Raw genomic sequence first — 12,379 nt, forward strand, 5'->3', positions numbered from 1 at the left:
TACATGGGAGAAGCCGCCCAAGCACAAGGCTCGAGCGGGTACGGCGTCACTCCAGCGGGGTCATATCCTCGAAGCCCTTGGACACCGGATCGTTGAGCAGCGATTCGAAGGCGAGCTCAGCCGGTGCGATCTGCATCAGGTGCGACCTCATGCGCGCACGCTCGAGACGGACGGTGCGACCCTCCGCGCCCACGGGATGGAGCCGCACAGCGGCCGACAGGCGTTCACGGCTCGTCGCCAGCAGCACGCCGAGGTAGCCGGACAGCACAACCATCTGGGGCGCGAATGCGTTGACGAAGTTGGTCAGCGCGATCGAAAGCACATCGACCTGTCTGGCCACCTCGGCGAGGATCACGGGGTCGCGCACGAGTCCGAGTTCGATGTCGAGTTCGTCCTCGTCTAGGCCTCGTCTGCCCAGCAGTGCAAGCACCTTCACCGGATGCACTTCGATCTGGAGACACCCGCGGCGGCCGCAGGAGCAGAGCGCTCCGGACGTGTTGATGACCGTGTGGCCAAACTCTCCTGCGAACCCGGAGGTGCCGCGCACCAGAGCGCCATCGAGGACCAGAGCGCCACCGATGCCGTTCATGGAACCGCTCAGGTAGAGAACATTGTCGACGTCGCGCCCGACGCCGAACCTCGTCTCCGCCATCGCGCCGACGCTTGTATCGTTGCCGACGGTCACCTCCATCCCGAGTGCGTCCGCGAGACGATGCGCCAGGTTCTCCCGGCGCCAGCCGAGCGAGGGCGACAGCAGCACCGCACCCCTGTGGTCGACGAGGCCGGGAACTGCGACGCCCGCTCCAACGAGTCGGTAGTGGCGATCGATGTCTGCGCGCATACCGTCGATCAGCGACGAAGCGAGCTGCGTGAAACGCCTCGGGCTCGGGGGCTTGGCGAGGTCGTGGCGGACCCGCGAGTGCACGGTCCCGCCCAGGCCGACCAAAGCCACGGAAACGGCGTGTGGGTCGGCAGTCACGCTCAGCGCGACGACGCGGTCGTCGGCCGCGACACCCAGTGACGGACGGCCGGCGCGGCCGGTGGGCTTCACCGATGTTTCGCACACGACCTGCAGATCGAGGAGCTCCTGGACCAGGCCCGTCACCGTCGAACGATTCAGCCCTGTCAGCGCGCCGATCTCCGATCGAGACATGGCGCCGGACCCGTGCACCAGCTGCAGCACCGAGGACAGGTTCTGCTGTCGCACGTCCTCATTCGTCGTGCGCGCGGCCGGACGGGCGACTGCGGAAGGTACGGAAAAGTCACGCTCTACCATGTGTTGCCTCGGAGCCATCAGAACTTGACCATCATGTGTCGCATGAGCAGCTCCTGTGTGGCATCCGCTCTGGCCACTTCGGCGGTGATGCGCCCGTGCGCGAGGGTGTAAACCCGGTCGGAGAGCCCGATCACCTCCGGAAGCTCAGAGGAGATCACGATGATCGCCTTACCCTGGGCCGCGAGCTCGTTGATCAGCCCGTAGATCTCATACCTGGCACCGACATCGATGCCCCGGGTGGGCTCATCGAGGATGAGCACCTCGGGGTTGCTGAAGATCCATTTCGACAGCACGGTCTTCTGCTGATTACCACCGGAGAGCGTCGCGGCTGGTGCGCTCACGCTCGGCGTCTTGATGTTCATCTTGTAGCGATACGCCTCTGCCACCTTGCGATCGCGGACGCCATCGACCAGCCCCCGGTGAGCGAGGCGCCCCAGTGCCACCGATGAGATGTTCGTCTGCACCGAGGCGAGCAGGTTGAGTCCGTCATGTCGGCGATCCTCCGGCGCGTAGGCGATGCCGTGACCGATCGCCTCCCGGATCGTCCGCAGCTCGATCTCCTCACCGTGTTTGAATGCCGACCCGGTAATCACAGAGCCGTACGACCGGCCGAAGATGCTCCTCGCAAGCTCGGTCCGCCCGGCACCCATGAGACCGGCGATTCCCACGATCTCACCCGCCATCACGTGGAAGCTCACATCGTCGATCACGACACGCTGGGCATCGCCGGGGTGGTGAACTGTCCAGTTCTCGACGCGGAACAGCTCATTGCCGATGTCCGGTTCGCGCGGCGGGAAAAGATCGTCGAGTGGGCGACCGACCATCGCTCGAATGATCCGGCCCTCGTCGGTGTCCGGGTCATCGCTACGCATCGTCTCGATCGTCGCGCCGTCGCGAAGCACTGTGATCCGATCGGCGATTGCCAAGACCTCACTCAGTTTGTGCGAGATCAGCACGCAGGTGATCCCCTGTGAGCGGATCCGGTCGATCAGCGCCATCAGCCGATCGGAATCGTCGCGTCCGAGCGCAGCGGTCGGTTCGTCGAGGATCAACAGTTTGACATCCTTGGCCAGCGCTTTCGCGATCTCGACCAGCTGCTGCTTGCCTATCCCCAGTTCGGATATCCGCGTCGCCGGACTCTCGTGGAGCCCAACCCTGGCCATGAGCTCAGCCGCGCGAATATACGTGGTTGCCTCATCGACAAGGCCGAACCGGGCGACCTCGTGCCCGAGGAAGATGTTCTCGGCGATGGAGAGTTGTGGAACGACCGCCAGTTCCTGGTGCACGATGACGATGCCCTCGTCCTCGCTGTCAGCGAGGGAACGGAACCGCATGTCGCGCCCCTCGAACCTGATCGTCCCCTCGAACGTTCCGTGCGGATGCACCCCGCTGAGGATCTCCATGAGCGTCGATTTTCCCGCGCCGTTCTCGCCGCAGATCGCGTGGACTTCGCCGCGGCGCACTTCGAGGGACACGTCGTTCAGCGCCACAACTCCTCGAAAGCGCTTCGTGACTCTCGCCATGCGCAGCACTGTTTCGGGCATCGCACCACCTCTCCGCGTCGATCGGGTTCTCCCATGGTATCGAAAAAAATAATTTGTCCACAGGCACGTCAATATGCAATGCTTCGGGAGCGGAAAGCGCATGAGCGCCTCACCGCAGCCGACAAGGTGGTCCGGCAGCACGGACCACCAACCTTTCAAGGAAGAGAGATTGCAATGAGAAAAAGCGTCCTGCGTGCAGTAGCAACTACCGGTGCTTTCGCCCTCGCCTTCGGACTCGCAGCCTGCGCAAGCAGCCCTGCTTCCGAGTCAGAAGGTAGCGCCGAGGAAAGTGACATCACGGTCGGCGTCGCCATGCCAACCGAAACCTCGGAACGCTGGATCGCCGACGGCGATGCTGTCAAGTCGCAGCTCGAAGAGGCCGGCTACGACGTCGACCTCCAGTTCGCGAACGACGACATCCCGCGTCAGCAGCAGCAACTTGACCAGATGATCACGAACGGCGCCGACATCCTCATCGTCGCGTCCATCGACGGGACCGCTCTGGCGACTCAGCTTGAGAACGCTGCCAGCAAGGGCATTCCGGTCATCGCATACGACCGACTGATCAACGGCACCGAAGACGTCGACTACTACGTCACATTCGATAACTACACCGTCGGAGTGCAGCAGGCGCAGTCACTGCTGCGCGGACTCGGGTTCCTTGACGAGAACAACGAGGAGACCGGCGCGACCGACCCCAAGGCCGTTGAGCTATTCGCCGGATCGCCCGACGACAACAACACGAAGTTCTTCTACCAGGGTGCGATCGACACGCTGCAGCCGTACTTCGATGACGGCCGGATCACCGTCACGTCCGGGCAGATCGAGATGGATACCGTCTCGACGCTGCGCTGGGACCAGGCCACCGCGCAGAGGCGCATGGAGGACCTTCTCACCAGCACGTATGACGGTGGCACCAAGCCACTCGACGGCGTGCTGGCTCCATACGACGGCATCTCGCGCGGCATCATCACGGCTCTTGAGAACGCCGGCTACGGCTCGACCATCGAAGACGGCCTGCCGATCGTCTCCGGTCAGGACGCCGAGATCGCGTCGGTGAAGATGATCGCCGACGGCGTGCAGTACGCGACCATTTTCAAGGACACGCGCAAACTCGCCACTCAGGCAGTGGCGGCCGCCGACGCGTTCGCGAAGAACGAGACCCCGGAGGCGAACGACACTGAGACGTACGACAACGGAGTGAAGGTCGTCCCGGCCTACCTGCTCGAATCGGACATCGTCGTGGCGGACAACATCACCTCGCTGCTAGTCGACTCCGAGTACTGGACCGCGGAAGAGATCACCGCAGGCGTCGCCGACTGATCCGCATTGTGACGTCCGTCTGCCGAGCCGGCTCGGCAGACGGACGTCACAACTGCTGTCACCCACTCACAGACAGGAGCTGCGATGTCCGACGCTATCCTCGAGATGCGCAACATCACCAAAAATTTCCCCGGCGTCAAGGTGCTCGACGATGTCACGCTCACCGTCGCCCGCGGCGAGATCCATGCGATCTGCGGCGAGAACGGCGCCGGAAAATCCACCCTCATGAAAGTGCTGTCCGGCGTGTACCCGCACAGTTCATTCGACGGCTCGATCATCTTCGACGGGGAACCGCAGCGGTTCAACGCGATCAAGGACTCCGAGCACACCGGCATCGTCATCATCCACCAAGAGCTCGCCCTTGTTCCGTACCTCTCGATCGCCGAGAACATCTTCCTCGGCAACGAGATCGTCCAGCGCGGTCTCATCGACTGGCACGAGGCCAACGCGCGAGCAACAACCCTCATGGCGCGCGTCGGACTCCATGAAAATCCGACGACGCCGGTCGGCCAGCTCGGCGTCGGCAAGCAGCAGCTCGTCGAGATCGCCAAGGCGCTGACGAAGAACGTCCGCCTGCTCATCCTCGACGAGCCGACCGCCGCACTCAACGACTCCGATTCCGAACACCTACTCAACCTGCTCCGTGGCCTTCGTGAGCAGGGCATCACCTGCATCATCATCAGTCACAAACTCGGCGAGATCGTCGATATCGCCGATTCGACGACGATCATCCGGGACGGGCAGGCAATTGAAGTCGTCGACATGCACGGCCCCGACGCCACCCAGGATCGCATCATCCGGGGCATGGTCGGCCGATCGCTGGATCGCCGGTTCCCCGAACGCACGCCGAACATCGGCGCGGAGATCTTCCGTATCGAGAACTGGCGCGTGCTGCACCCGACGCAGCAGGGCCGCGTCGTCGTGGACGATGCCTCGCTCTCTGTGCGCGCCGGAGAGATCATCGGCATCGCCGGGCTCATGGGCGCTGGCCGCACCGAGTTCATGATGAGCGTCTTCGGACGCAGCTACGGACGAGATGCCTCAGGCAAGGTCTTCCTGCATGGCGAGGAAATTTCCACGCGTACGGTGAAAGATGCGATCGCCAATCGGATCGCGTATGTGTCGGAGGACCGGAAGGAATACGGCCTCAACCTGATCACCGACATCAAGACGAACATCTCCGCCGCTGCCCTGGGCAAGCTGACATCCGCGGGGCCGTTCATCGACCGAAACCGCGAGGTGGAAGTCGCGGAAAAGTACCGCAAAGATCTCAACATCAAGTCGCGAACCGTCGCCCAGACCGTCGGAAATCTCTCCGGCGGCAACCAGCAGAAAGTCGTGCTGGCGAAATGGCTGTACACGGACCCTGAAGTCTTGATCCTCGACGAGCCGACCCGAGGCATCGACGTCGGTGCCAAGTACGAGATCTACGAGATCATCGGTGCGCTCGCGGCTGCGGGCAAGGCGGTCATCCTGGTGTCCAGCGAACTGCCCGAACTGCTCGGGCTGTCCGACCGCATCTATACCCTCGCCTACGGGCGAATCACCGGGCAGCTTCCCGTCGCCGATGCGACGCAGGAAGCGCTCATGTCCCTGATGACAATTGAAAACTCTGCCACGAAGGAGGCCGCGGCATGAATAACGTCTTCACCGAGGTCAAAGACCTACTGACCCACAACTTGCGCACGTCCGGCATCTATATCGCATTCGTCGCGATCATCCTGCTGTTCACGATCCTCACCGGAGGAACGCTGCTCAGCCCGGAAAACGTCACGAACATAGTGCTGCAGAACGCGCACATCCTGATTATGGCGCTGGGCATGATCCTGGTGATCGTCGGCGGTCATATCGACCTCTCGGTCGGTTCGGTCCTCGCGTTCGCGTCCGCCGTCTCGGCCGTTCTCGTCATCCGCATGGGCATGCCGTGGTGGGTCGGCGTGATCGCAGCCATCGTCACGGGTATCTTGGTGGGCGTATGGCAGGGATTCTGGGTCGCGTACGCCGGAATTCCGGCGTTCATCGTCACCTTGGCTGGCATGCTGCTGTTCCGGGGTCTCACCTGGCTGGTACTCGATAATGTGTCGCTGTCGCCGTTCCCGACTGCCTACCGTGACGTCGCCAGCGGATTCTTGGACGGCACCTTCGGGTCAATTACGGTGGGCCAGGGCGAGGGCCTGAAGGCCGTGCCCCTGACCGTAGACATTTTCACTCTCGTCATCGGTGTCCTTGCTGTGATCGGTATCGTTGTCTCCTCGCTGCGCAACCGTCGCACGCGTCAGGGGTACAACCAGACCGTGGAGTCGATGCCACTCTTCGTGCTGAAGCTCGTCGTGATCTCCGCCGTGCTGCTGGCCCTAGCGTGGGCCCTCGCATACAACCGTGGCTTCCCGATCGTCCTGATCATCGTCGCCGTGCTCATCCTGGTGTATCAGGTGATCGCGAACCGCACGGTGTTCGGCCGTCACGTTTACGCAGTGGGTGGCAACCTGTCGGCTGCCCGCCTCTCGGGTGTCAATGTGCGAAGCGTGAACTTCTGGATCTTCGTCAACATGGGCTTCTTGACCGGCATCGCGGCAGCGGTATTCTCATCGCGATCGAACGGCGCGCAGCCCGGTATGGGGAACATGTTCGAGCTCGACGTGATCGCGGCATGCTTCATCGGCGGTGCCTCCACGATGGGCGGCGTCGGACGCGTCGGAGGAGCGCTCGTCGGCGGCCTAGTCATGGCTGTCATGACGAACGGCATGCAGCTAATGGGTGTCCCGCAGTCCAGCCAGCAGATCGTGAAGGGTCTCGTCCTGCTACTGGCGGTCGCCTTCGACATCTACAACAAGCGCCGCGCGGGAACAGTGCGCTGAGCGCAGATCGTAGATCGTAGTACCCGGAGGCCGGAGCGTCGTATGTGCTCCGGCCTCCGGCGTCGCCAGCGCCACCGGCCGACCGGCAAGGTCGAGCGTGAGCACGATGTTCGAATTCAGGGCGAAGTGATCTCAGGCCGAAGTGAGCTCAGGCCGAAGTGGCCTCAGGCCGAGATGATGCGTGCGCCAGCCACCGGTCCGTGCACGTGCAGAGCCACACGGCCGGAGGCCTGTAGCTCACCCTGCACGTATCGTGCGCTCTCCGGCGACTCGCAGAGGAAGGCGATCGTCGGGCCGGAGCCGGAGACGATACCGCTGAGAGCACCGGCCTCGAGCCCTGCCTTGATGACCTCATCGAGACTGGGTCGCTCGAGCAGTGCTGGAACCTCAAGGTCGTTGTACATGCACGCGGCCAGCGAGTGCGGATCTCCCGCACGCAACGCCTGCAACACCGGAATCGGCACATCGAGTGACAGCGGCGGGTCATCGGCGAGGGCGCCGTTTTGGGCACGGTGCTCATCGAGGCGCGCGTAGATCGCGGGTGTCGACAGCCCCGCCTCGCTGGTCACGAGCACCCAGTCGAACCGCCCTCGCGCGAGGGCAGGGTTGAGCTGGTCTCCACGCCCCGTTCCCACCGCAGTGCCGCCGTGCAACGCGAAGGGCACGTCGGCCCCCAGTCGAGCGGCAAGCTCGTGCAGACGCTGGGGCGAGAGCCCGGTGTTCCACAGCGCATCGCACGCGACGAGAGCGGCCGCAGCATCCGCTGAACCGCCGCCCATTCCGCCGGCGACCGGCACGCTCTTTCGCAGTTCGAGGTGCACACCAGCGGTGTATCCGGTCGCCGCTGCGAGCATCTTCGCCGCGCGCATCGCGAGGTTCCGGTCATCCACCGGTACGGTGCTGGGATCGTCGATTCCAGACACACTCAACGAGAAGCCGTCGTCCGGATAGGCGATGACGTCCTCGTAGAGCGACACCGCCTGGAACACCGTCGCCAAGGAGTGGTAGCCGTCGTCATGACGGCCACCCACCCCCAAGTACACGTTGATCTTCCCCGGCGCACGCACGTGCACTGCTTCGGGAACCGCGGCAAGGCTCATGGATGTCTCACAGAGTGGACGAAGAAGCCCAAAGGTCGACGTCGATGCCGTTGGAGAGCGCGTCGATGCGTGCCAGCTCGTCGTCCGAGAACGCCGGGCCGTTGATCGCTGCGATGTTCTCATCGATCTGTTCGGGGCGCGAAGCACCGATCAGGGCCGAGACGACCACCGGATCGCGCAGCGTCCACTGCAGCGACATCTGTGCAAGCGTCTGCCCGCGTTCCTTGGCGATCTCGTTCAGTCCGCGGAGGATGGTGAGGCCCTCAGCCGAAAGGGGCTTCTCAGAGATCGATCGGCGCTTCTGGGCCCGATCCGCCGTGCCGTCCCCGAGGTACTTGTCGGTGAGCAGTCCCTGTGCGAGCGGCGTGAAGGCGATGGCCCCGAGACCCTCGGTACGGAGTGTGTCGTTGAGCTCGGCCTCGGTCCAGCGGTTGAGGATCGAGTACGAGGGCTGGTGGATCACCAGCGGGGTGCCGAGTTCCTTCGCGACGGCTGCGGCCTTCGCGGTGCGCTCAGCGCTGTACGAGGAGATTCCGACGTAGAGCGCCTTGCCCTGGCGTACCAGGGTGTCGAGCGCCCCGACGGTCTCCTCAATCGGCGTGACGGGGTCGACACGGTGCGAGTAGAAGATGTCGACGTAGTCGAGGTTCATCGACGTCAGCGACTTCTCGGCGCTCGCGAGGAGGTACTTGCGGCTGCCGAAGTTGCCGTAGGGACCGGGCCACATGTCATAGCCGGCCTTCGACGAGATGATCAGCTCGTCGCGGTACGGACGGAAGTCCTCGGCGAAGACACGACCGAAGTTCTTCTCGGCCGAGCCGTAGGGCGGGCCGTAGTTGTTGGCGAGGTCGAAGTGCGTGATGCCGCGATCGAACGCGTGGCGCAGCAGTGCGCGCTGGTTGTCCATCGGGATGTTATCTCCGAAGTTCCACCACAGCCCGAGTGAGATCGGCGGCAGGTAGAGCCCGGACGTACCGACCTGGCGGTACTCGAACTGCTGATAGCGATCCTCCTTCGCCACGTACGGGCGGTGGAGTTCGGCGATGTTGGTGGGGAAGCGCGGCGTTTCAGTCACGCCTCCAGGTTAGTCGTCTAGGGCCTCAGCGATGCGCACGAAGTCATCAATGGTCAACTGCTCACCGCGGGCGGTCGGTGCGACGTCTGCTTTCTCCAGAATTGCGGATGCCTCGGCAGCTGTGCCGCCGAGGACGGCGGAGAGCGCCTGCCGCAGCATCTTGCGGCGCTGTTGGAAGGCCGCGTCGACGATGCGGAAGGTCTTCTTGCGTAGCTCCTCATCGCCGCGCACTTCGTCAGATCGCTGGAACGCGACCAGCACGCTGTCGACGTTCGGCACCGGCCAGAACACCTGCCGAGAAACGGTGCCGGCGAGTCGCCATTTGCCGTACCAGGCAGCCTTCACGCTCGGTGTGCCGTAGATCTTGCTTCCGGAAGGGGCTGCGAGCCGTTCGCCGACCTCGGCCTGCACCATCACGACGCCGCGCTGCAAATTCGGGAAGGTCTCCATGAAGTGCAGCAATACCGGCACCGAGACGTTGTACGGCAGATTCGCGATCAGTACGGTCGGGTCTCCGGGGAGCTCGGTGATGCGCAGCGCGTCCGCATCCACCACGGTCAGTGCATCCGCGGGCACTCCGTGCGCCATGGCTGTCTCCGGCAGGCGTGCGGCGAGCCGATGATCGATCTCGACGGCGGTGACGGATGCTCCGGTCTCCAGGATCGCAAGCGTGAGGGAACCGAGCCCAGGGCCCACTTCGACGACACGCTCACCCGCCTTGACCGCACCCACCTGAACGATCTTGCGCACAGAGTTGGCGTCGACGACGAAGTTCTGGCCGAGCTTCTTAGTAGGGGTGACATCGAGTTCGGCAGCAAGGCGGCGAATCTCGGTGGCGCCGAGCAGCGTGACAGTCATCCTGCCATTGTCCCCCACGCGAGTACTCTGTTCGAATGCCCACTCCCGGAGAGCTCATCGCACCCCGTCGCATGGGTCGTGATTTCCGGTGGTTGCTCGCGTCGTCGTGGACGAGCAATGTCGGCGACGGGATCGCCCTGGCAGCCGCTCCCCTGCTGATCGCCTCGATGACATCGTCTCCGATCCTGGTCGCCTCAGGAGCCGTGCTGCAGTTCCTGCCGTGGCTGATCTTCGGACTGCACGCCGGCGCCATCGCAGACCGGTTCGACAGGCGCCGGATGGTGATGTTCGCGAACGCGGCGCGTGCGCTCGTGTTGGTCGCGCTGTGCGCATTCCTTTTCACCGGCACGGCGAACATCTGGATCGTGCTCGCCGTCGCGTTCCTCTATGGCACGGCAGAGGTGTTCGTCGATACCGCGGGCAGCACACTGCTGCCCATGCTCGTGAAACCCGCTGACCTCGGCATCGGCAACGCGCGACTGCAGGCCGGATACCTGGTTGCCAACCAGTTCGCCGGTCCACCGATCGGAGCCTTCCTGTTCGCCGCCGGATCCGCATGGCCGTTCCTCGTCGAGGTCGTGTGCGTCTCACTGGCGATCGTGCTGATCTCGCGGATGACGCATACGCCGGTGCCGCCGCGCGATGTGGACAAGCCGTCGCCGGTGCACACCGACATCGCGGAGGGCGTGCGATGGATGTGGCGGAACCCGCCCGTGCGGATGCTCGTGCTGATCATCCTCACCTTCAACATCACGTGGGCCGCGCCCTGGGGCGTACTCGTCCTCTACGCGACCGAGCATCTGCACATGGGCGCCGTCGGATACGGCACCCTCACCACAGCATCCGCAGCCGGCGGCATCCTCGCCACGCTGACATTCGGATGGCTGGAGCGGCACGTCTCTTTCGCCACGCTCATGCGGGTCGCGCTGTCGCTGGAGGTGCTCATGCATCTCGCATTCGCGCTGACCACGCACGCGTGGGTGGCGCTCGTGATCATGTTCGTGTTCGGCAGCTATGCGTTCGTCTGGGGCACGATCTCCACGACCGTGCGCCAGCGGCTCGTGCCGCACGCGCTGCAGGGCCGGGTCGCGTCAGTGAACATGGTCGGTGTGTTCGGCGGCATGGTGATCGGGCAGGCACTCGGCGGGGTGATCGCGCAGGTGTGGGGGCTCACCGCCCCGTGGTGGTTCGCCTTCGTGGGCTCGGCGATCACGCTACTCATCGTCTGGAAGCCGATCTCGCACATCGTGAATGCCAAACCCGTGCTCGACGAGGATGTCGTCAGCTGAGGCTCAACCGGCGATCCTGGTTCGGCGATCACCAGCGGCAGGCGTGCCGAAGTATCCAGGTAGACGATCAATCTCGTTGCTCGGACACCAGGTCGCTGATGGTGCCGTCGATCTTGCGCGGATGAGGAGTCCTGCGAACACGGTGGAAAGGGTGCTCAACTAGAGAAGGAGCCGTAGACCTCGAGGGTGTTCCGAGCGATCTGGGTGGCAAGCTCGTCGACGTCGAGCTCCAACTCCGCGGCCATGAATCGCAGGGTGTGCGGGATCAGGTAGGGCGCGTTCGGACGACCGCGCAGCGGCACCGGCGTCAGGAACGGGGCATCCGTCTCGACGAGGATGCGATTGAGCGGGGTGACCTTCAACGCATCACGCAGGTTCTGCGCATTCTTGAACGTGACATTGCCGGCGAAGGACAGGTAGTACCCGGCATCCGCGCAGATCTTCGCCATCGCGTCATCACCGGAGAAGCAGTGGAACACGGTCGTCTCTGGGGCGCCGACGCGAGTCAAGGTCTCGAGCACTGCATCGTGCGCGTCACGATCGTGGATCTGCATCGCGATGCCGTGCTTCTTCGCGAGTGCGATGTGCGCCTCGAAGCTCTCGAACTGCGGGCCACGCCGGTGCTCCTCAGTACGGAAGAAGTCCAGCCCGGTCTCGCCGATCGCGCGCGCCCTGGGATGCGCTGCCAGCTCGTCGATCACACTGATCGCGTGGTCGAGCTGACCGGCTTCCGCGTATGTCGGGGCGTCGTTCGGATGGATCGCGACGGCGGCGAGCACACGCAGATCGGATGCCGCGGCATCCACCGCCCATCGCGACGATTCGATGTCGCCGGATGCCTGCACAACACCGATCACGCCGACGGCCTGCGCACGATCGAGCTGCTCGGTGAGGCTGAGCGGCTCGACCCCGTCGGTGATCTCGAGGTGGGCATGGTTGTCGTACATCGGCACTGTGAGTGGTTCCGGCGCCGCCGGGTACCTGAGGTCCCCGCGTCCCGCTGGCTCGCGAGACTTCACGTATGTCACCGTTTCGGGCTGTTCAGAGGTCATACGT

Annotated in this window: 10 protein-coding genes; 4 read left to right on the forward strand and 6 right to left on the reverse strand. The window is 64.0% G+C overall.

Annotated features, from left to right (window positions below; all coding sequences use genetic code 11):
* Positions 1 to 46: 46 nt before the first annotated feature.
* Together ACSU04_RS15605 and ACSU04_RS15610 are read right to left on the reverse strand one after the other, a co-directional pair.
* Positions 47 to 1,207 (reverse strand): ROK family protein, encoded by a 1,161-nt coding sequence (locus ACSU04_RS15605; protein WP_439290216.1) that lies wholly within the window; start codon positions 1,205 to 1,207, stop codon positions 47 to 49.
* Between the two features lie 86 nt (positions 1,208 to 1,293).
* Positions 1,294 to 2,820, reverse strand: coding sequence for an ATP-binding cassette domain-containing protein (locus tag ACSU04_RS15610; protein ID WP_439280596.1), 1,527 nt, complete (start codon positions 2,818 to 2,820; stop codon positions 1,294 to 1,296).
* Between the two features lie 174 nt (positions 2,821 to 2,994).
* Between ACSU04_RS15610 and chvE the strand changes: the two genes are divergently transcribed.
* From chvE to mmsB, 3 genes are all read left to right on the forward strand, one after another.
* The gene (gene chvE / locus ACSU04_RS15615; protein WP_439290217.1) at positions 2,995 to 4,143 is read left to right on the forward strand and encodes a multiple monosaccharide ABC transporter substrate-binding protein; all 1,149 of its coding nucleotides are present in this window, start codon (positions 2,995 to 2,997) and stop codon (positions 4,141 to 4,143) included.
* Between the two features lie 84 nt (positions 4,144 to 4,227).
* The gene (gene mmsA / locus ACSU04_RS15620; protein ID WP_439280598.1) at positions 4,228 to 5,781 is read left to right on the forward strand and encodes a multiple monosaccharide ABC transporter ATP-binding protein; all 1,554 of its coding nucleotides are present in this window, start codon (positions 4,228 to 4,230) and stop codon (positions 5,779 to 5,781) included.
* Positions 5,778 to 7,001 carry a multiple monosaccharide ABC transporter permease gene (mmsB, locus tag ACSU04_RS15625; RefSeq protein ID WP_439280599.1) on the forward strand — a complete coding sequence of 408 codons (1,224 nt, stop codon included), beginning with the start codon at positions 5,778 to 5,780 and terminating at the stop codon, positions 6,999 to 7,001. Before mmsA ends, mmsB begins: the two co-directional genes overlap by 4 nt.
* Before the next feature lie 164 nt (positions 7,002 to 7,165).
* On the opposite strand, the gene ACSU04_RS15630 is transcribed toward mmsB, so the two are convergent.
* Genes ACSU04_RS15630 through rsmA form a run of 3 tightly spaced genes read right to left on the reverse strand, consistent with a single transcriptional unit; the run spans position 7,166 to position 10,034 of the window.
* Positions 7,166 to 8,101: a 4-(cytidine 5'-diphospho)-2-C-methyl-D-erythritol kinase gene (locus tag ACSU04_RS15630; protein WP_439290218.1), complete on the reverse strand. Its 936-nt coding sequence runs from the start codon at positions 8,099 to 8,101 to the stop codon at positions 7,166 to 7,168.
* A gap of 7 nt (positions 8,102 to 8,108) precedes the next feature.
* Complete coding sequence (mgrA, locus tag ACSU04_RS15635) at positions 8,109 to 9,176, reverse strand: L-glyceraldehyde 3-phosphate reductase (RefSeq protein ID WP_439280601.1); 1,068 nt, start codon at positions 9,174 to 9,176, stop codon at positions 8,109 to 8,111.
* 9 nt (positions 9,177 to 9,185) lie between these two features.
* Positions 9,186 to 10,034 (reverse strand): 16S rRNA (adenine(1518)-N(6)/adenine(1519)-N(6))-dimethyltransferase RsmA, encoded by an 849-nt coding sequence (gene rsmA, locus ACSU04_RS15640; protein WP_439290219.1) that lies wholly within the window; start codon positions 10,032 to 10,034, stop codon positions 9,186 to 9,188.
* A gap of 35 nt (positions 10,035 to 10,069) precedes the next feature.
* Here rsmA and ACSU04_RS15645 point away from each other — a divergent pair, with 35 nt between their 5' ends.
* A complete protein-coding gene (locus ACSU04_RS15645) occupies positions 10,070 to 11,323 on the forward strand; it encodes an MFS transporter (protein ID WP_439290220.1) in 1,254 nt (417 codons plus the stop codon).
* Between the two features lie 155 nt (positions 11,324 to 11,478).
* Here ACSU04_RS15645 and ACSU04_RS15650 read toward each other — a convergent pair whose 3' ends face one another.
* Complete coding sequence (locus ACSU04_RS15650; protein WP_439290221.1) at positions 11,479 to 12,375, reverse strand: TatD family hydrolase; 897 nt, start codon at positions 12,373 to 12,375, stop codon at positions 11,479 to 11,481.
* Positions 12,376 to 12,379: the final 4 nt, after the last annotated feature.

It is taken from the genome of Microbacterium sp. A84, assembly GCF_051842815.1.
Taxonomy (GTDB): domain Bacteria; phylum Actinomycetota; class Actinomycetes; order Actinomycetales; family Microbacteriaceae; genus Microbacterium.

Bases quoted from the DNA above. Each gene is read 5' to 3' on its own strand.
- ACSU04_RS15610 (WP_439280596.1), bottom strand. From the start codon at position 2,820: ATGCCCGAAACAGTGCTGCGCATGGCGAGAGTCACGAAGCGCTTTCGA.
- chvE (WP_439290217.1), top strand. From the start codon at position 2,995: ATGAGAAAAAGCGTCCTGCGTGCAGTAGCAACTACCGGTGCTTTCGCC.
- ACSU04_RS15630 (WP_439290218.1), bottom strand. From the start codon at position 8,101: ATGAGCCTTGCCGCGGTTCCCGAAGCAGTGCACGTGCGTGCGCCGGGG.
- rsmA (WP_439290219.1), bottom strand. From the start codon at position 10,034: ATGACTGTCACGCTGCTCGGCGCCACCGAGATTCGCCGCCTTGCTGCC.
- mmsA (WP_439280598.1), top strand. From the start codon at position 4,228: ATGTCCGACGCTATCCTCGAGATGCGCAACATCACCAAAAATTTCCCC.
- ACSU04_RS15645 (WP_439290220.1), top strand. From the start codon at position 10,070: ATGCCCACTCCCGGAGAGCTCATCGCACCCCGTCGCATGGGTCGTGAT.
- ACSU04_RS15650 (WP_439290221.1), bottom strand. From the start codon at position 12,375: ATGACCTCTGAACAGCCCGAAACGGTGACATACGTGAAGTCTCGCGAG.
- mmsB (WP_439280599.1), top strand. From the start codon at position 5,778: ATGAATAACGTCTTCACCGAGGTCAAAGACCTACTGACCCACAACTTG.